27 protein-coding genes are annotated in these 25,106 nt (G+C 61.5%); 17 read left to right on the top strand and 10 right to left on the bottom strand.

Going from position 1 to position 25,106, the window contains the following annotated elements:
* Positions 1–11: 11 nt before the first annotated feature.
* Both ACIPSK_RS27760 and acnA read right to left on the bottom strand, forming a co-directional pair.
* Complete coding sequence (locus ACIPSK_RS27760) at positions 12–752, bottom strand: DUF1223 domain-containing protein (RefSeq protein ID WP_162116899.1); 741 nt, start codon at positions 750–752, stop codon at positions 12–14.
* A gap of 232 nt (positions 753–984) precedes the next feature.
* Entirely contained in the window at positions 985–3,675 is a 2,691-nt protein-coding gene (gene acnA, locus ACIPSK_RS27755) for an aconitate hydratase AcnA (protein ID WP_162116900.1), read from the bottom strand.
* 260 nt (positions 3,676–3,935) lie between these two features.
* Here acnA and ccmA point away from each other — a divergent pair, with 260 nt between their 5' ends.
* The 5 genes from ccmA to ACIPSK_RS27730 all read left to right on the top strand — a co-directional run bounded on the left by ccmA (position 3,936) and on the right by ACIPSK_RS27730 (position 7,093).
* Positions 3,936–4,583 carry a heme ABC exporter ATP-binding protein CcmA gene (ccmA, locus tag ACIPSK_RS27750; protein WP_162116901.1) on the top strand — a complete coding sequence of 216 codons (648 nt, stop codon included), beginning with the start codon at positions 3,936–3,938 and terminating at the stop codon, positions 4,581–4,583.
* Between the two features lie 253 nt (positions 4,584–4,836).
* Positions 4,837–5,496, top strand: coding sequence for a heme exporter protein CcmB (ccmB, locus tag ACIPSK_RS27745; protein ID WP_162116902.1), 660 nt, complete (start codon positions 4,837–4,839; stop codon positions 5,494–5,496).
* A gap of 48 nt (positions 5,497–5,544) precedes the next feature.
* Entirely contained in the window at positions 5,545–6,306 is a 762-nt protein-coding gene (locus ACIPSK_RS27740) for a heme ABC transporter permease (RefSeq protein ID WP_162116903.1), read from the top strand.
* 2 nt (positions 6,307–6,308) lie between these two features.
* On the top strand, positions 6,309–6,488 hold the full coding sequence (gene ccmD / locus ACIPSK_RS27735) for a heme exporter protein CcmD (protein WP_017966188.1): 180 nt from the start codon (positions 6,309–6,311) through the stop codon (positions 6,486–6,488).
* Positions 6,485–7,093: a DsbE family thiol:disulfide interchange protein gene (locus tag ACIPSK_RS27730; protein ID WP_162116904.1), complete on the top strand. Its 609-nt coding sequence runs from the start codon at positions 6,485–6,487 to the stop codon at positions 7,091–7,093. The genes ccmD and ACIPSK_RS27730 overlap by 4 nt, the downstream gene beginning before the upstream one ends.
* Before the next feature lie 173 nt (positions 7,094–7,266).
* Here ACIPSK_RS27730 and ACIPSK_RS27725 read toward each other — a convergent pair whose 3' ends face one another.
* The 6 genes from ACIPSK_RS27725 to ACIPSK_RS27700 form a co-directional block, all read right to left on the bottom strand.
* Positions 7,267–7,854, bottom strand: a complete 588-nt coding sequence (locus ACIPSK_RS27725; RefSeq protein WP_162116905.1) for a DUF2585 domain-containing protein — start codon at positions 7,852–7,854, stop codon at positions 7,267–7,269.
* A complete protein-coding gene (locus ACIPSK_RS27720) occupies positions 7,851–8,495 on the bottom strand; it encodes a septation protein A (protein WP_017966185.1) in 645 nt (214 codons plus the stop codon). Before ACIPSK_RS27720 ends, ACIPSK_RS27725 begins: the two co-directional genes overlap by 4 nt.
* 75 nt (positions 8,496–8,570) lie before the next feature.
* Complete coding sequence (gene ftsY, locus ACIPSK_RS27715; protein ID WP_162116906.1) at positions 8,571–10,139, bottom strand: signal recognition particle-docking protein FtsY; 1,569 nt, start codon at positions 10,137–10,139, stop codon at positions 8,571–8,573.
* 16 nt (positions 10,140–10,155) lie between these two features.
* A complete protein-coding gene (gene mtaB / locus ACIPSK_RS27710; protein ID WP_162116907.1) occupies positions 10,156–11,430 on the bottom strand; it encodes a tRNA (N(6)-L-threonylcarbamoyladenosine(37)-C(2))-methylthiotransferase MtaB in 1,275 nt (424 codons plus the stop codon).
* Positions 11,427–12,332: a diaminopimelate epimerase gene (gene dapF, locus ACIPSK_RS27705; RefSeq protein ID WP_446533083.1), complete on the bottom strand. Its 906-nt coding sequence runs from the start codon at positions 12,330–12,332 to the stop codon at positions 11,427–11,429. Before dapF ends, mtaB begins: the two co-directional genes overlap by 4 nt.
* Before the next feature lie 114 nt (positions 12,333–12,446).
* Positions 12,447–12,671 (bottom strand): hypothetical protein, encoded by a 225-nt coding sequence (locus ACIPSK_RS27700; protein WP_162116909.1) that lies wholly within the window; start codon positions 12,669–12,671, stop codon positions 12,447–12,449.
* 492 nt (positions 12,672–13,163) lie between these two features.
* On the opposite strand from ACIPSK_RS27700, the gene ffh reads away from it, so the two are divergent.
* From ffh to ACIPSK_RS27650, 10 genes are all read left to right on the top strand, one after another.
* Positions 13,164–14,750, top strand: a complete 1,587-nt coding sequence (ffh, locus tag ACIPSK_RS27695; RefSeq protein ID WP_162116910.1) for a signal recognition particle protein — start codon at positions 13,164–13,166, stop codon at positions 14,748–14,750.
* Between the two features lie 16 nt (positions 14,751–14,766).
* Entirely contained in the window at positions 14,767–15,087 is a 321-nt protein-coding gene (locus ACIPSK_RS27690; RefSeq protein ID WP_162116911.1) for a chorismate mutase, read from the top strand.
* Positions 15,088–15,136: 49 nt separating this feature from the next.
* Entirely contained in the window at positions 15,137–15,508 is a 372-nt protein-coding gene (gene rpsP, locus ACIPSK_RS27685) for a 30S ribosomal protein S16 (protein WP_003543667.1), read from the top strand.
* 113 nt (positions 15,509–15,621) lie between these two features.
* Positions 15,622–16,191: a ribosome maturation factor RimM gene (gene rimM / locus ACIPSK_RS27680; RefSeq protein ID WP_026154357.1), complete on the top strand. Its 570-nt coding sequence runs from the start codon at positions 15,622–15,624 to the stop codon at positions 16,189–16,191.
* Positions 16,191–16,892 (top strand): tRNA (guanosine(37)-N1)-methyltransferase TrmD, encoded by a 702-nt coding sequence (trmD, locus tag ACIPSK_RS27675; protein WP_162116912.1) that lies wholly within the window; start codon positions 16,191–16,193, stop codon positions 16,890–16,892. Before rimM ends, trmD begins: the two co-directional genes overlap by 1 nt.
* Positions 16,893–17,106: 214 nt before the next feature.
* Positions 17,107–17,661, top strand: coding sequence for a 50S ribosomal protein L19 (gene rplS / locus ACIPSK_RS27670; RefSeq protein WP_003582945.1), 555 nt, complete (start codon positions 17,107–17,109; stop codon positions 17,659–17,661).
* A gap of 145 nt (positions 17,662–17,806) precedes the next feature.
* Positions 17,807–18,604: a transporter substrate-binding domain-containing protein gene (locus ACIPSK_RS27665; RefSeq protein ID WP_162116913.1), complete on the top strand. Its 798-nt coding sequence runs from the start codon at positions 17,807–17,809 to the stop codon at positions 18,602–18,604.
* 16 nt (positions 18,605–18,620) lie between these two features.
* Positions 18,621–19,433 (top strand): amino acid ABC transporter permease, encoded by an 813-nt coding sequence (locus ACIPSK_RS27660; RefSeq protein ID WP_162116914.1) that lies wholly within the window; start codon positions 18,621–18,623, stop codon positions 19,431–19,433.
* 286 nt (positions 19,434–19,719) lie between these two features.
* Positions 19,720–21,129: a 3-isopropylmalate dehydratase large subunit gene (leuC, locus tag ACIPSK_RS27655; protein ID WP_162116915.1), complete on the top strand. Its 1,410-nt coding sequence runs from the start codon at positions 19,720–19,722 to the stop codon at positions 21,127–21,129.
* A 450-nt stretch (positions 21,130–21,579) separates the two neighbouring features.
* Positions 21,580–21,927: a cell surface protein gene (locus tag ACIPSK_RS27650; protein WP_162116916.1), complete on the top strand. Its 348-nt coding sequence runs from the start codon at positions 21,580–21,582 to the stop codon at positions 21,925–21,927.
* Positions 21,928–22,005: 78 nt separating this feature from the next.
* Here the strand turns inward: ACIPSK_RS27650 and ACIPSK_RS27645 are convergent, their stop codons facing one another.
* Both ACIPSK_RS27645 and ACIPSK_RS27640 read right to left on the bottom strand, forming a co-directional pair.
* Positions 22,006–22,836 (bottom strand): aldo/keto reductase, encoded by an 831-nt coding sequence (locus ACIPSK_RS27645; RefSeq protein ID WP_162116917.1) that lies wholly within the window; start codon positions 22,834–22,836, stop codon positions 22,006–22,008.
* A gap of 132 nt (positions 22,837–22,968) precedes the next feature.
* A complete protein-coding gene (locus ACIPSK_RS27640; RefSeq protein WP_162116918.1) occupies positions 22,969–23,487 on the bottom strand; it encodes a L,D-transpeptidase family protein in 519 nt (172 codons plus the stop codon).
* A gap of 167 nt (positions 23,488–23,654) precedes the next feature.
* Between ACIPSK_RS27640 and ACIPSK_RS27635 the strand changes: the two genes are divergently transcribed.
* Positions 23,655–24,338, top strand: a complete 684-nt coding sequence (locus tag ACIPSK_RS27635; protein ID WP_017966170.1) for a response regulator transcription factor — start codon at positions 23,655–23,657, stop codon at positions 24,336–24,338.
* Positions 24,339–24,475: 137 nt separating this feature from the next.
* The gene (locus ACIPSK_RS27630) at positions 24,476–24,931 is read left to right on the top strand and encodes a cyclic nucleotide-binding domain-containing protein (protein WP_162116919.1); all 456 of its coding nucleotides are present in this window, start codon (positions 24,476–24,478) and stop codon (positions 24,929–24,931) included.
* The last annotated feature ends 175 nt before the right edge of the window (positions 24,932–25,106 follow it).

The raw sequence follows: 25,106 nt of genomic DNA, 5'->3' as shown, positions 1-25,106 counted from the left end.
CGGATGGAATCTCAGATATTTTTGCCAGCCATCACTACGGTCGCGCCAAGGATCGCAGCCGGATCGCCGTCTGCGGTCGCCGATTGCAGCAGGATGGCGCAGCCCTCGAGCTGCGGCCGCTGCAGGACGCTTGCCGGCAACGTCAGACTCGTTGCCTTGCCGTCCCACATGCCGACGGTTTCGACATTGGTGACGCTGTGCAGATAGGAGATCTTCTGGCCGCTGTTCTCACCCTTTTCGACGTCGATCGTCTTTTCCTTATCGAAATAGACCATCACGACATTGGCTTTGCCCTGTCCCGCGCCGATCTTGATCTCCAACTCGTCGCCGCGCATCGCGGCACTGATCGGAACGGTCAGCCCGTTGCCTTCGCTGCTAAAGGTGTCGATCTTGCTGTTGATACCGCTGAGATCGGCGCCGGCCAGATGGCCGCGTCCGTTGACGATCGCCTGCGGCGTATAGACGTTGCTGCGGCCCATCGTCCTGGCATAGCCATACTGCCGCTCGGTGTTTTCCTTGGAGCTCAGCGTATCGGCCCAGCCGAGATAATTCCAGTAGTCGACATGGTAGGCGAGCGCGATAACATCGCCCTGGTTCACCAGCTTGCGGAAAGCGGCATCAGCGGGAGGACAGGAGGAGCAGCCCTGAGACGTGAAGAGTTCGACGACACCTTTCGGCGTACCGTCTTCGGCCTGCAGCGGGCCTGAGAGAACAACGCCGGCAATCAGCGGAATCAAAAAACGGGGGGACATTCACCTGCACCTCTTTTTCAGCGCCGGCGGCATGTTTGAACCGGGGCGCTGATATGAACGTACGAATAATCCCTCGGGGTCCAAACGGAAAGTCACGAACGGGTGAGACCTAGCCCGACCGGAACCTGCGTAAAACAAATCATCGTGAGCCCGTCCAAATACTGTCCGCATCAAAGAAAAGCCGCCGGAGATTGCTCTCCGGCGGCTATTATCACGCGCATCTCTTAAAAAATCAGGCAGCGAGATCGCGCAGAACCGTCTGCAGGATGCCGCCATTGTTGAGGTAGATCACCTCGTCGAGCGTGTCGACGCGCGACAGCAGCGGAACCTCCTTCACAGTGCCGTCGCTATAGGTGATCCTGGCAATCTTCTTCTCGCGCGGTTTGATCTTTTCCAGACCTTCGATGGTGACGAGTTCATCGCCCTTGAGGCCGAGGCTCTGCCAGGTCGTGCCCTCTTCGAAGACGAAGGGGATGATGCCCATGCCGACGAGGTTCGAGCGATGGATGCGCTCGAAGGACTGGGCGATCACAGCCCTGACGCCGAGCAGGTTGGTGCCCTTGGCAGCCCAGTCGCGCGAAGAGCCGTTGCCGTATTCGACACCGGCGAAGATGACGAGCGGCACGCCTTCCTGCTTGTACTGCATCGCGGCGTCGTAGATCGAGGTCTCTTCCTTCGACGGGTAATGGATGGTGTAGCCGCCTTCCTTGCCGTTTGGGCCGAGCATGTGGTTGCGGATGCGGATATTGGCGAAGGTGCCGCGCATCATCACTTCATGGTTGCCGCGGCGCGTGCCGTACTGGTTGAAGTCGGCAACGGCGACGTCGTGGTCGATGAGGTAGGCACCGGCTGGCGATGCCGCTTTGATCGAACCGGCCGGCGAGATGTGGTCGGTGGTGATCTTGTCGCCGAACAGGCCGAGAACCCGCGCGCCCTTGATGTCGGAGACGCCGGTGCCCTTCTTGCCCATGCCGACGAAGTAGGGCGGGTTCTGCACATAGGTCGAATCGTCGTCCCAGGCATAGGTCTGGCCCGGCGGGATCTGAACGGCCTGCCAGTTGACGTCGCCCTTGAAGACATCGGCATACTTGCGTTCGTAGAGCTCGCGGGTCACGTATTTCAGGATGAATTCCTGGACTTCCTTAGAGGTCGGCCAGATGTCCTTGAGATAGACCGGGTTGCCGCTCTCGTCCTCGCCGATCGGCTCCTTGGTCAGATCCTTCTGCACCGTGCCGGCAAGCGCGTAAGCGACAACGAGCGGCGGGGATGCGAGGTAGTTCGCCTGCACGTCGGGCGAGATACGGCCTTCGAAGTTACGGTTGCCGGAGAGAACGCCGGAAACGATAAGGCCCTTGTCGTTGATCGTCTTCGAGATCGGTGCCGGCAGCGGGCCGGAATTGCCGATGCAGGTGGTGCAGCCGAAGCCGACGAGGTTGAAGCCAAGCTTGTCGAGATCGGCCTGCAGGCCCGACTTGGCGAGATATTCGCCGACGACTTGGCTTCCCGGCGCCAGAGAAGTCTTCACCCACGGCTTCGTCTTCAGTCCCTTGGCAACGGCGTTGCGGGCAAGAAGGCCGGCGGCGATCAGCACTGACGGGTTGGAGGTGTTGGTGCACGATGTGATGGCAGCGATCGCCACGTCGCCATGGCCGAGATCGAAATCCATGCCTTCGACGGCATAGCGGTTATTCAGCTGGCCGGGCTTCTTGTAATCCGCGTCCATCGAGCCGGCGAAGCCGGTCGCGATGTTCTCGAGCGAGATGCGGCCTTCCGGACGCTTCGGGCCGGCCATCGACGGCACGACGTCGCTAAGATCGAGTTCCAGCTTATCGGTGAAGACGAGCTCGGAACCGTCGCCCTCACGCCACATGCCTTGCGCCTTCGAATAGGCTTCGACAAGGGCGATCCGGTCATGCGTGCGGCCGGACATTGTGAGGTAGTTGATGGTTTCGCCGTCGACCGGGAAGAAGCCGCAGGTCGCGCCGTATTCCGGGCCCATGTTGCCGATTGTCGCGCGGTCGGCGAGCGGCATGTTGTCCATGCCGGGGCCGAAGAATTCGACGAACTTCGAAACGACGCCCTTCTTGCGCAGCATCTGCACGACGGTGAGAACGAGGTCGGTCGCCGTGACGCCTTCCTTGAGCTTGCCGGTCAGCTTGAAGCCGATGACTTCGGGCAGCAGCATCGAGACCGGCTGGCCGAGCATCGCAGCTTCCGCTTCGATACCGCCCACACCCCAGCCGAGAACGCCGAGACCGTTGATCATCGTCGTGTGGCTGTCGGTGCCGACGCATGTGTCGGGATAGGCGATCGTCTCGCCGTCCTCTTCCTTGGTCCAGACGGTCTGGCCGAGATATTCGAGATTGACCTGATGACAGATGCCGGTGCCGGGAGGCACGACGCGGAAATTCTTGAAGGCCTGCTGGCCCCACTTCAGGAAGCGGTAGCGCTCGCCGTTGCGCTGGTATTCCAGCTCCACGTTCTTGGCGAAAGCCTGCGGCGTGCCGAATTCATCGACGATGACGGAATGGTCGATGACGAGGTCGACCGGAACGAGCGGGTTGATCTTCTCGGGATCGCCGCCGAGCGACACCATCGCGTCGCGCATCGCGGCAAGATCGACGACGGCGGGAACGCCGGTGAAGTCCTGCATCAGCACGCGCGCCGGGCGATAGGCGATCTCGTTTTCGACGGCACCCTTATTGTTGAGCCATTCGGCAACGGCCAGGATGTGCTCCTTGGTGACCGACTGGCCGTCTTCGAAGCGCAACAGGTTTTCGAGCAGCACCTTCATCGAATAGGGAAGCTTCGACACGCCGGCCAGACCGTTTGCCTCAGCCTTAGGCAGGCTGTAATAGACATAGTCCTTCCCGTTGACGGAAAGCGTGGAACGACAATTGAAACTGTCAAGAGATTTAGACACGAGAGACCCCGTTTCTGATAGCCAACACAGTCGTGCGAACGCCTATGCACTTAATGCACATCAGGATGCGGGTACGGCCATTTCCGCTGTCCGCACGTGGAACAGACGCTCCAAGTTCGGCGCAAGGATGAAATTCACGCCGACCGCTGGCGTGGTTGCAGGTCTTATAGATAATTTCCTAAAAACTTGCCATACCCGAGCACGGTCAAAATCGGACATTTTTTGACCGCCGCAGGCCGAAACCAGGAAAGAGCCGCCGCATGCATCTCACTGCCGACAATCTGGCTGCAAGGCGCGGTGAAGATCTCATTTTCGTTAACATTTCCTTTCACTTGGCAGCCGGCAAGGCGCTTGTCCTCACGGGAAGAAACGGATCGGGAAAGTCGACTTTGCTGCGCGTCGTCGCGGGCCTCCTCAGGCCGGAAAAAGGCACTGTCATCTTCTGCGACGAAGAGAGCCCGGGAGGCAGGCATCCCGGCGAGGTCAGCCACTACCTTGGCCATCGAAATGCGATGAAGAGTGAACTTACAGTTGCAGAAAACCTCGATTTTTGGCGCACCTTTCTCGGCAATACAGGCTCCGCCGCCGCCCATTCCATCGAGGACGCCACTGACGCCGTCGGTCTTGCCGGCATCGCCCACCTTCCCTTCGGTTATCTCTCCGCCGGCCAGCAGCGCCGGATGGCTTTCGCCAAGCTGCTCGTTGCCCACCGCCCAGTCTGGATCCTCGACGAGCCGACCGCCGCACTCGATGCCAGCGCCGACCGGCTGCTTGCCGATTTGATTGAAGCGCATCAGACAAAGGGCGGCATCGTGCTGGCGGCAACGCATCAACCGCTGGGGCTGAGGAATTCGCAGGAATTGAAGATGACGGGCTTTGCCGGGGTCGATGCGGGGGTATGGGGATGATGGTTTACGGGTATGGCGTGAAAACCCCTCCCCAACCCCTCCCCACAGGGGGGAGGGGCTATGATGCCGCGCTGCCTCATGCAAACCTCATCCTTGCAGTCCGCAGAACGATAACAGCTTGCGAGATCTTGGCTTTTGACCGCCATTGCGGGCTGCGACTTAGCCCCTCCCCCTTGTGGGGAGGGGTTGGGGAGGGGTTTTTCTCCGCTCACAGTGAGGGGTCTTTCTCACATCCTCGCAACGAGTGCTCCGCATGACCGCCCTCTTCCTCCGCGACCTGAAACTCTCGATCCGCGCCGGCGGCGGTGCACTGATCGGCGTGCTGTTCTTCCTGACCATCGTCGCCGTCATTCCCTTCGGCGTCGGCCCCGATCTCAAACTGCTGTCGCGCATCGGCCCCGCCATCGTCTGGATCGGCGCCCTGCTTGCCGCCCTTCTCGGCCTCGACCGCCTGTTCCAGGCCGAGCGCGACGACGGATCGCTCGACTTGATGCTGATGCAGGAAACGCCGCTCGTCCTCACCGTGCTGGTCAAATGCTTCGCCCATTGGACGGCCACCAGCCTGCCGCTGGTCATCGCCTCGCCGCTGCTCGGCCTCTTCATGAACATGGACGAGACGGCGATTGCTGCCACGATGCTGACGCTGCTGGTCGGTTCGCCTGCCATCACCTTCATCGGCGCCGTGGGTGCTGCCGTTGCCGTGGCGCTGCCCCGCGGCGGCCTGCTGGTCTCGATCCTCGTGCTGCCGCTGACCATCCCGGTGCTGATCTTCGGCGTCAGCGCCACCTATGCCGCAGTCGAGGATCCCGCCCCCTTCCTGCCACCCTTCCTGATTCTCATTGCGCTGACACTCTTCTTTGCCGTCATCGGCCCGGCAGCCGCCGCCCTGGCGCTGCGAAACACAGCGGATTGATGAGCCATTCGATTGCGGGAAAAGCCGGATCAAGGTAAGGAAACGGTCATGAGCCAAACCAGCCTTTCGATCAGCAAATTCAGCGATCTCGCCAACCCGACGCGGTTTCTGGCGCTGGCGGCGCGCGCCATTCCGTGGCTCGCCGGCATCACCGCCCTCTGTTTCGCGGCCGGCCTCTATCTGAGCTTCGCCACCGAAGGCGATTACCAGCAGGGCGAGACCGTGCGCATCATGTATGTGCATGTGCCCTCGGCCTGGCTTTCGATGATGTGCTATACGATCATGAGCGCCTCGGCGATCGGCACTCTGGTCTGGCGCCATCCGCTGGCCGATGTCTCCGCCAAGGCCGCAGCCCCGATCGGCGCCGCCTTTACCCTGCTTGCACTCGTCACCGGCTCGCTCTGGGGCAAGCCGATGTGGGGCACCTGGTGGGTCTGGGATGCGCGGCTGACCTCCGTCTTCGTTCTCTTCCTGATGTATCTCGGGCTGATTGCGCTCAGCCGTGCCATCGACGATCCGTCGAAGGCCGCGCGCGTCAGCGCCGTGCTCATCCTCGTCGGCTTCGTCAATATTCCGATCATCAAATTCTCGGTCGAGTGGTGGAACACGCTGCACCAATCGGCAAGCGTGCTGCGCCTCGGTGGGCCGGCGATCGATCCGGAATTTCTGCGGCCGCTCTTTGTCATGGCGATCGCCTTCACCCTGCTGTTCTTCACCCTGCACATCATGGCAATGAGGAACGAGATCTGGCGCCGCCGCATTGCCGCCCAGCGCCGTCTTGCCGCCCGCATGGCGAGCCGGGAGGAATAGCCGTGACGCATGCCTTCTACGTCTACGCTTCCTATGGCTTTGCAGCCCTGGTAACGATCGTCGTCACGGTCTGGACCTGGGCCGACGGCCGCGCCCGCCGCAGGGAACTTGCAGCCCTTGAGGCTGCCGGCATCCGCCGCCGTTCGGCGCGCCCCAACGTCGGTGTGGGGGATGGCGAATGAACGACACGCCGGAAAACACCGTCGCCAAGCCGCGCGGGCTGAGCCGTTACGCATTGGCGCTGCTGCCGCTCGTCGTCTTCGGCGGCATTGCGGCCACGGCCGCAAAGATGCTCTACGACCAGGATTTCCATGGCAAGAACATCGCCGAAATTCCCTCCGCCCTGATCGGCACCAAGGCGCCGGCGCTGAACCTGCCGCCGCTCGACGGCGCCAACCTGCCGGCGCTGACCGATGCGGCAATCAAGGGCAAGCTGACCCTCGTCAACGTCTTTGCCTCATGGTGCCTCCCCTGCCGGGAAGAACATCCGATATTGAAAGAACTGGCAAAAGACGGACGGCTGAACATCGTCGCCATCAACTACAAGGACCAGAGCGACAACGCCCTGCGTTTCCTCGGCGAGCTCGGCAACCCCTACCAGGCGATCGGCATCGATCCGAACGGCAAGGCAGCGATCGACTGGGGTGTCTACGGCATTCCGGAAAGCTATCTAGTCGGGCCTGACGGCACGATCCTCTACAAGCGCGTCGGACCCTTCGACGATATCAGCCTGAAGGAAGGGCTTTTTCCAGCGATGGAAAAGGCGCTCGGGAAGCCGGCTTCGTAACGATTGCTCGAAGACCCCTCCCCACAAGGGGGAGGGACTTAACGTGCGGCTCTTGCCGTGCGTCCTATCGAACGTCCAGTGTGCAGTTGGTCTGGTTTGCGAGGCGATGCCACGAGTTAGTCCCTCCCCCTTGTGGGGAGGGTTGGGGAGGGGTTTTATCTGACAAAGAAGCCTTAAAGCCCGCTCTGCCAGACCTTGATCGCCTCCACAGGCCAGATCAGCATCACCACGTTGAGCGTCAGGTTGTCGCGGATGATGTAGCCGGTGAAAATCTCGAAGAAGATGGCGATCGCTACCGTCAGCGCCACCGGCGCGCGCCGCGCGAAGAAGAAGCCGACGCACATGAAGACGGTGTCCATCGCCGAATTCAGAATGCTGTCGCCGTAATAATCGAGCGCGATCGTCGCCGTACGGTAACGGTCGATGATGAGAGGTGAATTCTCGAGCAGCTCCCAGCCGGATTCGATGACGAGCGCCAGCAGCAGCCTTGCCGCCAGCGGCTTGCCGCGCAGGATGAGATGCGCGAGCCCATAGAACAGGAAGCCGTGGATGATGTGTGACGGCGTGTACCAATCCGATAGATGCTGCGAATTGCCGCTGGTATTGACCCCGCCCTCCCACAGCTTGACAGTGCCGCAGGCGCAGATCGGCACGCGGCCCATCATATATTCGGCGACGACCTGAATGATCAGGACCGCAAGGCAGGCGACAAACCAGAAATTCTGGTGTCTTACGCGAGACTCTGCATCGACAGCGCTCACTTCTCGCCGTCCGTTTCCAGGTTGACGCTATGCTTCAGCACCAACGGCATCTGCGCCAGCGTGAAGATGATGGTGATCGGCATCGTGCCCCAGACCTTGAAGGCGACCCAGGTACCGTCGGAAAAATTACGCCAGACGACTTCGTTCAGCACGGCAAGGAAGAGAAAGAAGATGCCCCAGCGGATGGTGAGCTTGCGCCAGCCCTCGGCATCGAGCTGGAACGCGGCATTGAAGACATAGCCGAGCAGCGACTTGCCGAAGGCCAGCCCGCCGAGCAGCGCCACCCCGAAGAGCGCGTTGACGATGGTCGGCTTCATCTTGATGAAGGTTTCGTTCTGCAGCCAGATCGACAGCGAGCCGAAGATGACGACGACGATGCCGGATACGAAAGGCATGATCGGCAGATGGCCGAGAACGATCTTCGAAACGATCAGCGAGATGATCGTCGCCGCCATGAAGAGCCCGGTCGCGACGAACAGCGGTCCGCCCAATTCGGAAAGAGCAGGAAACGTCTCCACCAGCCACTGGCCGCGCAGATTGGCGAAGAAGAAGATCAGCAGCGGCCCGAGTTCCAGCGCCAGTTTCAGCAGCGGGTGATGCCGGTCGGCAGCAGACGGGGTGATATCGCTTTCGGTACTCATGCGTTCTTCAAACCTGTTTTCCTGGAAACTGTTTCCGGCCGTGCCCTGCAGGCTTTCGGCGGCATATCTGTGGCATCATTGGGGAAGTCCGGCAATGGCATGGGCAAAATCCTCGGCCTCGAACGGCTCCAGATCCTCGACGCCCTCGCCGACGCCGATGAAATAGACCGGCAGCTTGTGCTTGGCGGAGATGGCGACGAGGATGCCGCCGCGCGCCGTGCCGTCGAGCTTGGTCATGATCAGCCCGTTGACGCCGGCGACGTTGCGGAAGATCTCGACCTGGCTCAGCGCATTCTGCCCGGTCGTGGCATCGAGGGTCTGCAGCACGGTATGTGGCGCATCGGGATCGAGCTTGCCGAGCACGCGCACGATCTTCTCAAGCTCGGCCATCAGCTCTGCCTTGTTCTGCAGGCGCCCGGCCGTATCGACGATCAGCACGTCGCATTTTTTCGCCTTTGCCTGTTCGAAAGCATCATAGGCAAGGCCGGCGGCATCGGCGCCGAGCTTGGTGCCGATGAATTCGGATTTCGTCCGGTCGGCCCAGATCTTCAGTTGCTCGATCGCCGCCGCCCGGAACGTATCGCCGGCGGCCAGCATCACCTTCAGCCCGGCGCCGGAAAGTTTGGCCGCAAGCTTGCCGATCGTCGTCGTCTTGCCAGTGCCGTTGACGCCAACGACGAGGATGACATGCGGCTTGTGCGAGAGGTCGAGCTGCAGCGGCTTGGCGACCGGCTTCAGGACCTTGGCGATTTCCGACGCCATGATCCGGCTGACATCCTCGCCGGTCACATCCTTGCCATAACGTTCGGAGGCGAGCGTGTCGGTGACGCGCATGGCGGTCTCGACGCCGAGATCGGCCTGAATCAGCAGGTCCTCGAGATCCTGCAGCGTGTCGTCGTCGAGCTTGCGCTTGGTGAAGAGCGCGGTGATCTGGCCGGTCAGTTGCGAGGAGGTACGTGCAAGGCCATTGCGCAGGCGCTGGAACCAGCTGAGTTTCGGTTGCGGGACAATCGGTTCCGGTTCGACGACCTTCGGGCCGGTGGCGAAGCCTTTGGGGAGGATGGGCTCAACGGTCGGCGGCGATTCTATCGGCTCGGATGGCGGCAGCGGCGTTTCGGCCGAAAACTCGCGATCTGCGGCTTCCCCCCCTACCCTGCCGGGCATCCCCCCCACAGGTGGGGGGAAACTCGTGGCAATGTTTTCCGCCGCATCGACTGAATCATCCGAAGCAGCAGACTCACTCTCCGCATCTATTGTCTGGCGATCGGCATCCAGCTGCTTAGTCCCCCCACCTGTGGGGGGGACGCCCGGCAGGGTAGGGGGGGTATCTTGCGCGGCCTCCACTGCCGCCTCAGCTTCCAGCAGCGATAACGGCACGACACCCACATCGCTCAGTTGGTCGGCGGCGGGCAGGATTGCGGATTCGACATCATCTTCAGCAACCGCTGCCTCGACTCCGCCCTCGTCAATATCGGCAGCCGGCCCGCCGGCCGTATACATTTCCTCGGCCAGCACCGGATCGTCGGCAACCGGCAGATCTTCGTCGCGCGAACGCGGTTCCAGCTCCCTTTCCACGGTCGCGGGCACAGGTTCTTCAGCCGGCTTGCCGAAGGTGAAGACCTTTTTGATGAAACTGAGCGCCATGGGGATTCCGTGAAAGTCAGGCCGCTGCTGCGGCCGTCAATTGCATGTCGAGATGCTTGCCATTGTGGCCGGTGATCGTGACCGGCACAAGTTCGCCGGGACGAAGGCCGGGGGCTGCGACCAGCGTGAAGTTCTCCGTATGCGCCAGGCCATTGTTTTCAACAAGCAGCCATTGCCGGGTTTCAATCATCCCATCGAGATGGGATTGATGCAGCCTATGTCCAGTGGCGCGCAGCCTTGCGGCGCGATCCTTGACCAGCAACCGGTCGAGCTGCGGCATGCGGGCGGCCGGCGTGCCGGGACGCGGACTGTAGGGGAAGACATGCAGATGGGCGATGCCAGCCTCTTCGGCCAGCCGCACGGCATTGTCGAACATCTCTTCGGTTTCTGTGGGAAAGCCGGCAATCATATCGGCGCCGAAGCTCATCTCGGGGCGGAGGCGGCGCGCATCCTCGATGAAACGCAGCGCATCGGCGCGCAAATGCCGGCGCTTCATGCGCTTCAGGATCATGTCGTCGCCATGCTGCAGCGACAGATGCAGATGCGGCATGAAACGTGGCTCGTCGGCGATGAGATCCATCAGGTGGGCATCGGCCTCGATGCTGTCGATCGAGGAAAGCCTGAGCCGACGGATATCGGGGATCTGCTTCAGCAGCGTCTTCGCCAAAAGCCCCAGCGTCGGGGCGCCCGGCAGATCGCCGCCATAGCTGGTGGCATCGACGCCGGTCAGCACGATTTCGCGATAGCCGCCGTCGACGAGCTTGCGGGCCTGATCGACGACGGCTCCCATCGGCACGGAGCGGGAATTGCCGCGGCCATAGGGAATGATGCAGAAAGTGCAGCGATGGTCGCAGCCGTTCTGCACCTGGATGAAAGCACGCACATGGCCGTCGATATGCCTCACCATCTGCGGCGCCGTCGCCTTGACGCTCATGATGTCGTTGACGCGGAGCTTCTCTTCGGCCGAAACGCCGAAATCCGGCAGTCTGCGATAAGAGGCGCTCGTCAGCTTCTCCTCGTTGCCGAGCACGGCATCGACCTCCGCCATCGCGGCGAAGGTCTGCTTTTCCGTCTGCGCGGCGCAGCCGGTGACGATGATGCGGGCATGCGGATTGTCGCGCCGTGCCCGGCGGATCGCCTGGCGGGCTTGGCGCACGGCCTCGCCGGTCACGGCACAGGTGTTGACAAGGATAGCGTTGTTGAGCCCGGCCTTCTCAGCCTGCGCCTTCATCACTTCGGATTCATATGTGTTGAGGCGGCAGCCGAAGGTAATGACCTCGATGCCGCTCACTGCGCCTCGGCCTCTCGGGTATCATCGCGCGACCAGAGACCGGTCGAAGGATCGACCCTGCCCGACCATTCCCATTCGGCCGGGCCGGTCATGATGACATGATCGTCGCGCTCGCGCCATTCGATCGAAAGCGTGGCCGGCGGCTTGGCGCTTGCCACATTGATCGTCACCTTCCGGCGGGTGCGGCCGGTGCGCGCAGCACTGACGGCAGCAGTACAGGCAGCCGAACCGCAGGCAAGCGTCAGTCCCGCGCCGCGCTCCCAGGTGCGCGTCGTCACCGATGTCGGCGACGTCACTTGCGCCAGCGTGATATTGGCGCGCTCGGGAAACATCGGATGGTTTTCGAGCAACGGCCCGAAGCGAGCGAGATCATAGGACATCACGTCCCTGTCCACCCAGAAGATCGCATGCGGATTGCCCATCGACATCACTGAGGGCGAATGCAGCACCGGCTTGTCGATCGGGCCGATCTGCAGCTCGATGCGGCTCGTGTCGTGGAATTCTTCCGCCAGCGGGATCCTGTCCCAATCGAACACCGGCCGGCCCATATCGACCGAGATTGTCCCGTCCTCGTGCTCGACGGCGTTGAGGATGCCGGCGACCGTCTGGAAGGTAAAGACCTTCCTGCCGGTCTCTGCGGCAAGCGCCTGCACGACGCAGCGCGTGCCGTTGCCGCAGGCCTGCGCCTTCGAACCATCGGAATTCAGGATATCGATGAAGGCATCGGTGCCGTCGGCCTTCGGATCATGGATCGCCATGATCTGATCGAACTCAGTCTGCGGATCGGCATTGAGCGCAACCGCCGCCGCCGCCGTGACTTTGTCCGATCGGCCGCGCATGTCGACGACCAGGATCTTGTTGCCAAGCCCGTTCATCCTCGCGAATTCGACCGTTGCGCTCATGGGTATCATTCCGTCTGTCTTTCCGGTGTATATGGCGGAAATGCGAAGGAATTACCAGTGGTGAGTGCCGGGCAGGCGTTGCAGCCTGCCGACTCTTTCGAGGCAGCTTGGCTTTTACCGCTGTACACCCTCAGGATCGAAAGACGCAGCATGGGCTTCGACAATAGCTGCGGTGATGACCTTTCTCAGCTCGTAGACCAGCGAGCGGGACCGCTTGCGATCCAGATCCTGTGCCGCCTTCGCCAGATTCAGGCCTTCGTTCAGGACAATATGATGGGCCCGCGCCAGCGCCCAGCTCTCAATATCAGCATTTAGCATTCGATATCTCCGCCGATTCATTCGGCATCAAGGATATTCACGAATCATTTTACAGGACGCACTCAAGTATAAAGTAGAATCATAAGCCGAATAATTTGCAACTGGCGTTGACAGCGAATTCGGCCGCCGGAGGGGCAATATTTATCGGCAAAACATGAAACGCTGGCAGATTGCCCGAGCCAATACATCACTTTGTTTGAGTATGTACTTTTGCTGCAACCGTCGGATGAGGCGCCATCGGCATCTCGTCACCGGCTTCTAAGAAGTCGGTCATGCGGTCATTTGTCCGCATTGCCTTGACTTTCGCCCGGCTTTCCTGTTTATCGCGCCCAATCCGCGACGAGCCGCATGACTCCGAGCCGCCGACCGGGACTGAGAGATCCCGGAGGTCAACACCCGACAGCGCGATGCGCCCTCGGGTGCTTTTTGGCTTTGCGTCTTGTTTTCGTCAAGGAAAAGCACGACGTTTCCGGGCATATCCAAACCCGCCCGAAACGTATCAAGGAAGAGCCGATGTTTGAAAACCTCCAGGACCGTCTTGGATCCATTCTGAATGGACTGACAGGCCGTGGCGCGCTTTCGGAAGCCGATGTTTCCGCAGCGCTGCGCGAGGTTCGCCGTGCGTTGCTGGAGGCCGACGTCGCGCTCGACGTCGTGCGTTCCTTCACCGACCGCGTGCGTGAAAAGGCCGTCGGCGCCGAGATTCTGAAGTCGATCAAGCCCGGCCAGATGGTGGTCAAGATCGTGCATGACGAACTGATCGAGATGCTGGGCGGCGAAGGAGTCGGCATCGACCTGCATGCGGCAGCCCCCGTCGTCGTCATGATGGTCGGCCTGCAGGGTTCCGGCAAGACGACGACGTCGGCGAAGATCGCCCACCGCCTGTCGACGCGCGAGAAGAAGAAGGTGCTGATGGCATCGCTCGACACGCGCCGTCCGGCAGCCCAGGAGCAGCTTCGCCAGCTCGGCGCCCAGGCCAATATCGATACGCTGCCGATCATATCGGGCCAGTCGCCGACGGATATCGCCGCCCGCGCCGTGCAGGCGGCCAAGCTTGGCGGCCATGATGTCGTCATCCTCGACACCGCCGGCCGCACGCATATTGACGAGCCCTTGATGGTCGAGATGGCCGACATCAAGAAGCGGTCGAACCCGCATGAAATCCTGCTGGTCGCCGACAGCCTCACCGGCCAGGACGCCGTCAACCTCGCCCGCAGTTTCGACGAACGCGTCGGCATCACCGGTCTGGTGCTGACCCGCATGGACGGCGACGGCCGCGGCGGTGCCGCCCTTTCGATGCGCGCCGTCACCGGCAAGCCGATCAAGCTGATCGGCGTCGGCGAGAAGATGAGCGAGCTGGAGGAATTCCATCCCCGCCGCATCGCCGACCGCATCCTCGGCATGGGCGACATCGTCTCGCTCGTCGAGCGCGCGGCCGAAAACATCGACGCCGAGAAGGCGGCCGCCATGGCCGCCAAGATGGCCAAGGGCAAGTTCGATCTCGACGACCTTGCCGACCAGCTGCGCCAGATGCAGAAGATGGGCGGCATGGGCGGCATCATGGGCATGATGCCCGGCATGGCCGGCATGAAGGACAAGATGGCCGCAGCCGGCCTCGACGACAAGCTTTTCGGTCGCCAGATCGCCATCATCCAGTCGATGACCAAGGCCGAACGCACCAATCCCGACCTGCTCAAGCATTCGCGCAAGAAGCGCATCGCCGCCGGTTCCGGCACCGATGCCGCCGCCATCAACAAGCTTCTGAAGATGCACCGCCAGATGGCGGACATGATGAAGATGATGGGCGGCAAGGGCAAAGGCGGCATGATGAAGCAGATGATGGGCGGCCTTGCCGGCAAGATGGGGCTCGGCGGCGGCATGGGTGGCATGGGTGGCGGCATGCCCGATCTCTCGAATATCGATCCCCGGCAGCTCGAGGCCCTGCAAAAGCAGGCGGAAGCGGCGGGGCTTGGAAAACCGGGTGGGGGTATGCCCGGTCTCGGCGGTCTGCCGGGTGGTTTGCCGGGCCTCGGCGGCGCCAAGCTGCCGGGCCTTGGCGGTGGTTTCCCGGGATTGCCCGGATTGCCGAAGAAGAAGTGAAAGGATCGCTTGCCCCATGATTGATCCAGACGTCAAAGCCCAGCTCGCGAGCTATCGGCAGTCGATCGACAATATCGATGCCGCTCTCGTGCACATGCTGGCCGAACGCTTCCGCTGCACCAAAGAGGTGGGCGTGCTGAAGGCCAAATACAATTTGCCGCCGGCCGACCCGGCGCGCGAGGAATACCAGATCGAACGCCTTCGCCAGCTGGCGAATGCCGCCAATCTGGACCCGGATTTCGCTGAGAAGTTCCTGAACTTCGTCATCAAGGAAGTCATCCGGCATCATGAGCAGATCGCTGCGGACCACGCTGAACAGAGCGCTGCAGCCCGATAACCCGTACCGCTCGAGAAAGCGGTCAAGAAAAGCCCAAGGAGTAAAGAACATGGCACTGAAAATTCGTCTCGCCCGCGGTGGTTCCAAGAAGCGCCCGTATTACCACGTCGTTCTCGCCGATGCGCGCAGCCCGCGTGACGGCCGCTTCCTCGAAAACCTCGGTTCCTGGAACCCGATGCTTGCCAAGGACGATGAGAAGCGCGTTCAGCTGAACGCCGAGCGCATCAAGCACTGGATCGAACACGGCGCTCAGCCGACCGATCGCGTTCTGCGCTTCCTCGATGAAGCAGGCGTTGCCAAGCGCGAAGTCAAGAACAACCCGGTTAAGGCAAAGCCCGGCAAGCGCGCCCAGGAACGCGCCGCCGAAAAGGCTCAGAAGGTCGCCGACGCCGCCGCTGCTGCAGCAGACGCCGCGGAATAATCGCGACATTCCCTTCGAGCGGGCGGCATGGCGACATGCCGCCCGTTTTCGTTTCCAATCGCACGCACTTCGTTTATGAGAAACCTGTCTTTCGGCTTCACATGAAGGAACCCATGACCAAGCTTGAAAACCCCGTTCTGATGGCGACGATCGGTGGCGCGCAAGGCCTCCGGGGCGAGGTGCGCGCCAAGGCCTATACGGCCGATCCCGGCGCGCTTGGCGATTACGGCCATCTGCACAGCATGGACGGCCGCAGCTTCGAAGTCCTCGAAATCCGCGAGATGAAGAATGTCGTCGTCGTCCGTTTCCGCGGCGTCAACGACCGCAATGCCGCCGAGGCTCTGAACGGGCTAGAACTTTATATCGAGCGGGACAACCTGCCGGACGAGGAACTGGAGGACGACGAGTTCTACTATGCCGATCTCGAGGGGCTCGAAGCACGCGACGACAAGGGTGTCAGCTATGGCACGGTTACCGGGGTCTTCGATTTCGGCGCCGGCGACCTCTTGGAACTCAAAGGTCCGGGCAAGCGCCCGGTGCTGATCCCCTTCTCCGAAACCTCGGTGCTGGAGATCGACCTCGAGGCCGGCACGCTGCTGATCGATCCGCTGGCGGCGGGGCTGGTCGACGATCCCGAAGAGCTTTCGAAATTCACCCCCGACAAGCCGAAAAAGAAGAAGTGATGGCTTTCCGGGCGAGCGTGCTGACACTTTATCCGGAAATGTTTCCGGGGCATCTGGGCTTCTCGCTCGCCGGCAAGGCGATGGAGCGGGGGCAATGGTCGCTGGACACGGTTCAGATCCGCGATTTTGCCACCGACAGACACCGCACCGTCGACGACACCCCGGCCGGCGGCGGCGCCGGCATGGTGCTGAAACCAGACGTTCTCGCCCGCGCCATCGACAGTGCCTCGGAAAACGATACCCGCCCGCGGCTGCTGATGAGCCCGCGCGGCCGGCCGCTGACGCAGGAGCGTGTGCGCGAGCTCGCCGCCGGTGATGGCGTCATCATCGTCTGCGGCCGCTTCGAGGGCGTCGACCAGCGGGTGATCGAGGCGCGCGGCCTGGAAGAGGTCTCGATCGGCGACTACGTCCTATCGGGCGGCGAGCCGGCGGCGCTGATCGTGCTCGATGCCATCATCCGCATCCTGCCCGGCGTCATGGGCAACGATCTTTCCGGCCTGCACGAAAGCTTCGAAGGCGGACTGCTGGAACATCCGCACTATACCCGGCCGCAGGACTGGGAGGGCCATGAAATTCCCCCGATCCTCACCTCGGGCAATCACGGCGCCATCGAGAAATGGCGGCATGAAGAAGCGGTGCGCCTGACCCGGGAACGGCGCCCGGATCTTCTCGAAAAGGCCAAAACCGAGAAAAACGGCTGATTTCGCAGCCCTTTTCACAAAAATGCCGCCCAAGGGATGACAAGCCCTGGCCTTTGGTGTATTGGCGCACGCGGAAATGGGGTTTATCCCCGTCTGCCAGCAAACAAAGAATGGCGAATCCGCTCCCGCCCTTGATGGGCAAAGTCCTGAGGCCAGTTCCGAAGGATCAGTGTCGAGCGCTCTGGCTGTTTCAGAAGAACCAAGGGTTAAGACGATGAACATCATTCAGCAGCTTGAGGCCGAACAGGCCGCCAAGATCGAAGCCAAGCGCACGCTTCCCGAATTTTCCCCGGGCGACACCGTCCGCGTCAACGTGAAGGTCACGGAAGGCACCCGTACCCGCGTTCAGGCCTATGAAGGCGTCTGCATCGCCCGCTCCGGCGGCGGCCTGCAGGAAAACTTCACGGTCCGCAAGATCTCCTACGGCGAAGGCGTCGAGCGCGTATTCCCGGTCTACTCGCCGATGATCGAAAGCGTCGACGTCGTTCGTCGCGGTAAGGTCCGTCGCGCCAAGCTCTATTACCTGCGCGACCGTCGCGGCAAGTCTGCCCGTATTGTTGAAGACACCGGCGTCCGCGCCCGCAAGCTTAACGACGCCGAGCGCGCCGCCATTGCCGAGGAAAAGGCACGTATCGAAGCTGAAAAGGTGGCAGCAGCTCAGGCGCTCGCCGCCGAGAAGGCAGCAGCAGAAGCTGCGGAAGCCAAGGCCGCCGCTGAAAAGGCCGCCGCAGAAGCAGCCGCCGCTGCAGCGGAACCGGCAGCAGAATAAGACCTGCGCTAGGCAAAATTCTTTGCTTGAAAAGGCGGCCTTCGGGTCGCCTTTTCTATTTTTTGCTGGGGCACGCCGTGGGCGGCCTTGCCTCAGGCCTATCTTCCGTGACAGTTTTTGCCGTTCAATTTTGGGGAACCGTTCAATGTTGTTTCGTCGTACCGTTCTTGCGAGCTTCGCCGCCCTTGCTCTTCTGCCCTTGGCCGCATCAGCGGCCGAGTTGCCCGATCTCGGCGGCAAGAGCGTCGTCGTCGTCACCGAGAATGCCTATCCGCCGCTGCAATTCGTCGATCCGAAATCCGGCAAGGCGATCGGCTGGGAATATGATGCGATGAACGAGATCGCCAAGCGGCTGAATTTCAAAGTCGAATACCAGAACACCAGCTGGGACGCGATGATCCAGGCGGTGTCCGACGGCCAGTACAACATCGGCATGACCGGCATCACCATCAAGGAAGACCGCAAGCAGAAGGTGGATTTCTCCGATCCCTATATGCGCTCGCAGCAGTTCATGCTGGTGCGCGGCGACGAGAAACGCTTCGCCGATGCCAAGTCCTTCGGCGAATTCAAGGATGGCCTGGTCGGCGCCCAGCCGGGCACCACGCCCTTCTACACCGCCGTCTATGAAGTGCTGGATGGCAACGAGCAGAACCCGCGCATCAAGCTCTTCGAAACCTTCGGCGCCACCGTCCAAGCGCTGAAGGCCGGCGATGTCGACGTCGTGCTGACCGACGGCACCGCCGGCAAGGGTTATGTCGACGCCTCGAACGGCGCCCTCAAGCTGATCGGCGAACCGCTCGGCACCGAAGATTTCGGCTTCATCTTCCCGAAAGGGTCCGACCTTGTCGCCCCGGTCAATGCCGCCATCGCCGCACTCAAGGCCGACGGCACGTTGGATGGGCTGAACAAGAAGTGGTTCCTCGACTACAAGATGGGCGAATGACGCCGAAAAACGACTGATGGCCCTGCGACCATCTCCCGACAGACACGTCAAGGACGACTATCCCTGGTGGCTGGTCGCCCTCCTCACGATCGGCATCGTGCTTGCCGCCGTCATCGTCGCCAACGATATATACGCCCAGGTCTTCCGCACCGTCGTCAACGGTGTCGGCGTCACCGTCTTCGTGACGCTGGTCGCCTTCGTGCTCGCCACCGTGCTCGGCCTCGGCATCTGCCTGCTCGGCATGGCCGACAGCCAGGTGTTGCGTCAGATCGCGCGCTTCTACATCGAAATCATCCGCGGCATACCGATCCTCGTGCTCTTGTTCTACGTCGCCTTCGTCGGCGCGCCGGCTCTGGTCGCAGCCTATAATTTCCTGATTTCGCCGCTGGTGACATCAGGCATGGCCGAGCCCATCCTGGTGCGCGACCTGTCGCTGATGTGGCGAGCGATCATCGCGCTGACGGTCGGTTATTCCTCCTTCATCGCCGAAATCTTCCGGGCCGGTTTCCAGTCGGTCGATCTCGGCCAGATCGAGGCGGCCAAGGCGCTTGGCCTGTCGCGCTACCGGCGCTTTCGCTCCGTCGTCTTCCCGCAGGCGATCCGGGTGATCTTCCCGCCGCTCTCCAACGATTTCGTTTCGATGGTGAAGGACAGCTCGCTCGTCTCCGTGCTCGGCGTCGCCGACATCACCCAGATGGGCAAGGTCTATGCCGCCGGCTCCTTCCGCTTCTTCGAAACCTATTCGATCGTCACCTATATCTATCTGATCCTGACGATCGGCCTGTCGCTGGCGCTGCGGCGGACGGAGAAATGGATGAAGTCGCGGTAAAGCGATCAATACCCGCCGCGCTGCGGAGAGGCGGCAGAGCATCTGCTGATGATTCAAATTGAAGCCGCCGCGAAAAATCGCTATATGCAGGGCCATGGAATCCAAGTTCAGATGTATTGGTGCGCATATTTTCGTGCTGCAGGACCATTATCGCCTGCCGGCGCGGTTCTTTGCGTGCGTATCCGGTGCGCTCAACAGCCGACTTCGTTGATCGAATGACGGCCGGCGGAGCCTGATCCGCCATTTCTCGATTTCCCAAAAGCTTCCAAAAAACGGACTTAACGCCATGAGCGCACCGCGTACCCTCTACGACAAGATCTGGGACGATCATCTGGTCGACGAACAGCCGGACGGCACCTGTCTTCTCTACATCGACCGCCATCTGGTCCACGAAGTCACCTCGCCGCAGGCTTTCGAAGGCCTGCGCATGACCGGCCGCAAGGTTCGCGCGCCGGAAAAGACGCTTGCCGTCGTCGACCATAACGTTCCGACCTCACCCGATCGCCATCTCGGCATCAAGAACGACGAAAGCCGCATCCAGGTGGAAGCTCTGGCCACCAATGCCGCCGAATTCGGCGTCGAATATTATTCGGCAAGCGACAAGCGCCAGGGCATCGTCCACATCGTCGGCCCGGAACAGGGCTTCACCCTGCCCGGCATGACCATCGTCTGCGGCGACAGCCACACGTCGACGCACGGCGCCTTCGGCGCGCTGGCACACGGCATCGGCACCTCCGAGGTCGAGCATGTGCTGGCGACCCAGACGCTGATCCAGAAGAAGGCGAAGAACATGCTGGTGCGGGTCGACGGCCTGCTTCCGCCGCACGTCACCGCCAAGGACATCATCCTTGCCATCATCGGCGAAATCGGCACGGCCGGCGGCACCGGCCACGTCATCGAATTTGCCGGCGAAGCGATCCGCGCGCTGTCGATGGAAGGCCGCATGACCGTCTGCAACATGACGATCGAAGGCGGCGCCCGCGCCGGCCTGATCGCCCCTGACGAAAAGACCTTCGAATATATCAAGGGCAAACCGCGCGCGCCGAAGGGCGAGGCGCTGGAGCAGGCAATCGCCTATTGGAAGACGCTGCAGACCGACGAGGGCGCTCATTACGACCGTGTCGTCGTGCTCGATGCCGCCAGCCTGCCGCCGATCGTTTCCTGGGGCTCCTCGCCCGAGGATGTCATCTCCGTCCAGGGCATCGTTCCCAACCCCGACGACATTCCGGATGAAACCAAGCGCACCTCCAAGTGGCGCGCGCTCGACTATATGGGCCTGAAGCCGGGCACGAAGATGACCGACATCACTCTTGACCGCGTCTTTATCGGCTCCTGCACCAACGGCCGCATCGAGGATCTGCGCGAAGTCGCCAAGGTCGTCGAAGGCAAGACGGTTGCCCCAACCGTCGACGCGATGATCGTGCCGGGTTCCGGCCTCGTCAAGGAACAGGCGGAAGCCGAAGGCCTCGACAAGATCTTCAAGGCCGCCGGTTTCGACTGGCGCGAGCCGGGTTGCTCTATGTGCCTTGCGATGAACGACGACCGCCTGAAGCCGGGCGAACGCTGCGCTTCGACCTCGAACCGCAACTTCGAAGGCCGCCAGGGCTTCAAGGGCCGCACGCACCTCGTCTCGCCGGCAATGGCCGCCGCAGCCGCGATCGCCGGGCACTTCGTCGATATCCGCGAGTGGAACTGATCTGATCCGGCAACGGATGAGATTGAAAGCCGCCCGATGCGCATCGGGCGGCTTTGCATTTATGGCGTCTGTCGCTTCGGCGCCCAGATTGCGACCTGCACCCCCGCGCCTTCTTCGACGCGCAAAGAGCTCTGCAGCCCCTGAATTGCTGCACCAAAGCGCGCGTCGCGATCTTTCAGATTCGCTCCTCGCGCTTTAGGCCTTTGTTCTTACGCATGTCGTTGTCGCAAAACCGCGGCACAGTTTTGCGCGACATGCTCTAACTCCGTAAATTGCTTCCGATTTAACTCACTCGTGGCGGGCGAGCCCGTTTGTGCATGGCCCGCCTTCTAATTTCATCCTTTCGGGCAATCGACATCGATAAAGTCCTGTGGCCTCATCGATGATCAGGCGCGATACGCGACAGATACCGTTCAGGCTTCGCGAACACCGCGCCATCGGGGAAGCGCCATGAGGCAGAAATCAGTAGCGAGTTTACTGCGAGCCGGCCTGATCATATTCGCACCGCTGGCATCGATCGACGCGGTCGGCGCTGCGCCGATGCATTCAACCATACCGCAAGTCACGGTCGCCTCGGGCCAACTGCAACAGGTCGCGCAGAAGAAGATACCGTCGCTCAACGGATACCGCGGCTACAGCAGCGGTCGGCCCGGCTATATCAAAAGCGCGAACGGTTATTGGTATCCCTCACACGCCTTCGACGATTATACCGGCTCAATTGGAAGACCGCGGAGCCTGGGCAATAGCTGCAGTTACGGCTTCGCCCCGACCAACGGATCGTCCAATTGCAATTATTGACTGAAGGCTGCATGCCTCCTTGATGCAACGGCCGCCACGGGCGATCTCACCCGCGCGGCCGCTCATTGGCTTGCTTAATCAGAAGGCTGCCGTCATCGGATCCGGTCCCATGCGGGCGCTGGCGCTGTCGAGTTTGGCGATCGCAGCCATATCATCGGCATCGAGCTTGAAGTCGAACACCTGGAAATTCTCCTCGATACGCGACGGCGTCACTGATTTCGGGATGACGACGAGGCCGGTGTCGATGTGCCAGCGAACGATGACCTGAGCCGGCGTCTTCTGATGCTTTTTGGCAATCTCACCAATAACAGCGTTCGAGATGAACTTGCCCTGGCCGAGCGGGCTCCAGGATTCGGTGGCGATACCAAGCTTCTTGTGAACCTCGTGCGCCGCCTTCTGCTGGAAATCGGGATGCAGTTCGATCTGGTTGATAACGGGAACGACGCCGGTCTCGCCGATGATGCGCTCGAGATGTTCAGGATTGAAATTCGACACGCCGATCGAGCGGGCGCGGCCCTCTTCCCGGATCCGGACGAAAGCCTTCCAGGTCTCCGTATAAAGGCCGCGATGCGGCGACGGCCAATGAATGAGATAGAGGTCGATATATTCGGAGCCGAGTTTCTTCAGGCTGCCGTCGAAGGCCCGCAGCGCATTGTCGTAGCCCTGGTCGTCGTTCCTGAGCTTGGTGGTCACGAAGATATCCCTGCGGTCGAGGCCGGAAGAGCGGATGCCTTCGCCGACGCCCTCTTCGTTGTCGTAACCGGAAGCGGTATCGATATGACGATAGCCGGCGGCGATCGCCGTGCGCACGGTGGGAGCGGCAATGTCCTGCGGCGTCTGCCAGACGCCGAGGCCGACCTGCGGAATGGAATGTCCGTCATGGAAAGTGATGATGGGTTGAGCGGTCACAATATATCTCCGGGAGTTTGAAGAATTGGACGAGGCATGAATTGCGCCCGCACCTTCGGGGCGTCCCTGAACGCATCTCAGCCGGAGCGTTCGGTCACCGAAAACATATAGGCGGCCGCATCCGGAAGACAATCAGACGACGCGGACAATCGTTCCCTTTCGAAGGTGAGGCAGCAGGCGGCGCATGTCGCGCAGGCTTATGGCCACGCAGCCGGCCGTCGGCTCGTAACCCGGCCTGATGAGATGGAAGAAGATCGCCGAGCCGCGATTGCGTGCACGCGAGGAGATGTTCCAGTCCATCACCAGGCAGATATCGTAGAGCCCGTCGCTGCGCCGCATCTCCTCGTGGCTTGCGCCGAACGGCGCCCTGACAAGGCGGTTGTAGCTGGCACTGTCGGACTGATCGCACCAGAGCATGTCGGGGCGGATGCGGCGGATGGAAAGCGGAGTGACGAGCCGGCCGTTCCGCTCGCCGCGCCGGAAGCCGGATATCAGCCTCATCGAGGCGATCGGCGTGGCGCCGTCGCCCTCGCGTTTCATCACGGTGCGGCCGGAACGGCCGATCGCAGCAGGTATGGTGATGGCGCCGAGCCGAACGATTGCCCGGCTTTTACGCCCCGGCGCAGGACGCACCACCACCGTCGGCGTCATGCCCCGCCTCTGCCTTGCTTTTTCCATTTTTCTCGCATGTCGTGCCTTGTCTGGGGCTCCGATTGAAATCATATCAAAACCGACCAGGCAACAGCCCGCTGCCCGATCCTTGCCAAACCAGCAATTTGGCGTAGGACTAGGGAACTTAACATGAGGACGCAAACGGCATGACCGCACGCACCATTCTTCTGGTGGATGACGACGATGACCTTCGGCAGACGCTGACGGAGCAATTGTCGCTGTATGAGGAATTCACGGTTCTGCAGGAATCCAACGCCGGTAAAGGTGTCGCGACCGCCCGTTCGACGCCGATCGACCTGCTGATCATGGATGTCGGCCTGCCCGATATGGACGGCCGCGAGGCAGTGAAGCTGCTGCGCAAGGGCGGTTTCAAGGCGCCGATCATCATGCTGACCGGCCATGATACCGATTCCGACACGATCCTCGGCCTCGAAGCCGGCGCCAACGACTATGTCACCAAGCCCTTCCGCTTCGCCGTGCTGCTCGCCCGCATCCGCGTGCAGTTGCGCCAGCATGAGCAGAGCGAGGATGCGACCTTCACCGTCGGCCCCTACCTCTTCAAGCCGAGCCAGAAGCTGCTGACCACCGATAACGGTCAGAAGATCCGGCTGACGGAAAAGGAAGCGGCGATCATCCGCTATCTCTACCGCGCCGAACAGAAAGTCGTCACCCGCGACGTGCTGCTCGAAGAAGTCTGGGGCTATAATTCCGGCGTGACGACGCATACGCTGGAAACCCACGTCTACCGCCTGCGCCAGAAGATCGAGCGCGATCCCTCCAATGCCGAAATCCTCGTCACGGAAAACGGCGGCTATAAAATCATACCCTAGAGCATTTCCTTTTCTCCGAATCACGGAAATGCTCTATCTCTTTGTTTTCACGCAATTCCCGGCAAAAGCCTTTCACGCTTTGCCTGGCAAAACCGCTAGACACCTCTGCTGGAATTGCTCTAAGGCGAAAAGCCCGCATGGCGCTGACCGACGATATCCACATGCTCGCGCAGCTTCCTCTGTTCAAGGACATGAACGAGGATCAGCTGCGGTTGATCGCCTTTGGCGCCGACCGGCGCATGATCGCTGCCGGCCAGATGCTGTTTCGCCAGGGCTCACCGGCCGAGAGCGCCTATGTCATTCTCAGCGGCAGCCTGGAGCTGCGCGCGACGAGCAGCGATGGCATGCAGAGGACAGAGGGGATCGCCGGTCCCGGAACCTTGGTTTCCGAACTGGCACTGGTGACGCTGGTTGAGCGCAAGTTCACCGCGGTGGCGCGCGAGGACACCAGTATCATCCGCATTACCCGTGCCCTCTTCCACCGGCTGATCGAAGAATATCCGGACGCGGCCCGGCTGATCGAGAACCGGATCCGCGACAATCTCGCCGAGCTTGCGGCAAAGGCCGCAAGCCAGTTCCACCGCTTCAGCTGATCCCGTTAGGGCAGCTCTGCGCTTTACGAAAAGCCGAACCGCATAGCTCTAGAGCGTATCCGGATTTAGTTGAATCGGAAGGGATTCCGTTTTTGTGTGTTTTGTGATTCAAGATGCTGGCTGGAGTGGAGGCCAGCATCGAATGACGCGACCTCTTTCCAATGATCTTCGTGAG

Source organism: Rhizobium sp. LARHSG275, assembly GCF_052871115.1.
The sequence above is the reverse complement of the archived record's forward strand: the minus strand, read 5'-3'. Positions and strand labels throughout refer to the sequence as shown.

Bases quoted from the DNA above. Each gene is read 5' to 3' on its own strand.
- ACIPSK_RS27630 (WP_162116919.1), top strand. From the start codon at position 24,476: ATGGCGCTGACCGACGATATCCACATGCTCGCGCAGCTTCCTCTGTTC.
- ACIPSK_RS27690 (WP_162116911.1), top strand. From the start codon at position 14,767: ATGATTGATCCAGACGTCAAAGCCCAGCTCGCGAGCTATCGGCAGTCG.
- ccmB (WP_162116902.1), top strand. From the start codon at position 4,837: ATGACCGCCCTCTTCCTCCGCGACCTGAAACTCTCGATCCGCGCCGGC.
- dapF (WP_446533083.1), bottom strand. From the start codon at position 12,332: ATGAGCGCAACGGTCGAATTCGCGAGGATGAACGGGCTTGGCAACAAG.
- ACIPSK_RS27740 (WP_162116903.1), top strand. From the start codon at position 5,545: ATGAGCCAAACCAGCCTTTCGATCAGCAAATTCAGCGATCTCGCCAAC.
- leuC (WP_162116915.1), top strand. From the start codon at position 19,720: ATGAGCGCACCGCGTACCCTCTACGACAAGATCTGGGACGATCATCTG.
- ACIPSK_RS27720 (WP_017966185.1), bottom strand. From the start codon at position 8,495: ATGAGTACCGAAAGCGATATCACCCCGTCTGCTGCCGACCGGCATCAC.
- ACIPSK_RS27760 (WP_162116899.1), bottom strand. From the start codon at position 752: ATGTCCCCCCGTTTTTTGATTCCGCTGATTGCCGGCGTTGTTCTCTCA.
- ftsY (WP_162116906.1), bottom strand. From the start codon at position 10,139: ATGGCGCTCAGTTTCATCAAAAAGGTCTTCACCTTCGGCAAGCCGGCT.
- ACIPSK_RS27665 (WP_162116913.1), top strand. From the start codon at position 17,807: ATGTTGTTTCGTCGTACCGTTCTTGCGAGCTTCGCCGCCCTTGCTCTT.
- ACIPSK_RS27650 (WP_162116916.1), top strand. From the start codon at position 21,580: ATGAGGCAGAAATCAGTAGCGAGTTTACTGCGAGCCGGCCTGATCATA.
- trmD (WP_162116912.1), top strand. From the start codon at position 16,191: ATGGCTTTCCGGGCGAGCGTGCTGACACTTTATCCGGAAATGTTTCCG.
- ACIPSK_RS27730 (WP_162116904.1), top strand. From the start codon at position 6,485: ATGAACGACACGCCGGAAAACACCGTCGCCAAGCCGCGCGGGCTGAGC.
- rimM (WP_026154357.1), top strand. From the start codon at position 15,622: ATGACCAAGCTTGAAAACCCCGTTCTGATGGCGACGATCGGTGGCGCG.
- ffh (WP_162116910.1), top strand. From the start codon at position 13,164: ATGTTTGAAAACCTCCAGGACCGTCTTGGATCCATTCTGAATGGACTG.
- ACIPSK_RS27660 (WP_162116914.1), top strand. From the start codon at position 18,621: ATGGCCCTGCGACCATCTCCCGACAGACACGTCAAGGACGACTATCCC.
- ACIPSK_RS27700 (WP_162116909.1), bottom strand. From the start codon at position 12,671: ATGAATCGGCGGAGATATCGAATGCTAAATGCTGATATTGAGAGCTGG.
- rplS (WP_003582945.1), top strand. From the start codon at position 17,107: ATGAACATCATTCAGCAGCTTGAGGCCGAACAGGCCGCCAAGATCGAA.
- ccmA (WP_162116901.1), top strand. From the start codon at position 3,936: ATGCATCTCACTGCCGACAATCTGGCTGCAAGGCGCGGTGAAGATCTC.
- ACIPSK_RS27635 (WP_017966170.1), top strand. From the start codon at position 23,655: ATGACCGCACGCACCATTCTTCTGGTGGATGACGACGATGACCTTCGG.
- rpsP (WP_003543667.1), top strand. From the start codon at position 15,137: ATGGCACTGAAAATTCGTCTCGCCCGCGGTGGTTCCAAGAAGCGCCCG.
- ACIPSK_RS27640 (WP_162116918.1), bottom strand. From the start codon at position 23,487: ATGACGCCGACGGTGGTGGTGCGTCCTGCGCCGGGGCGTAAAAGCCGG.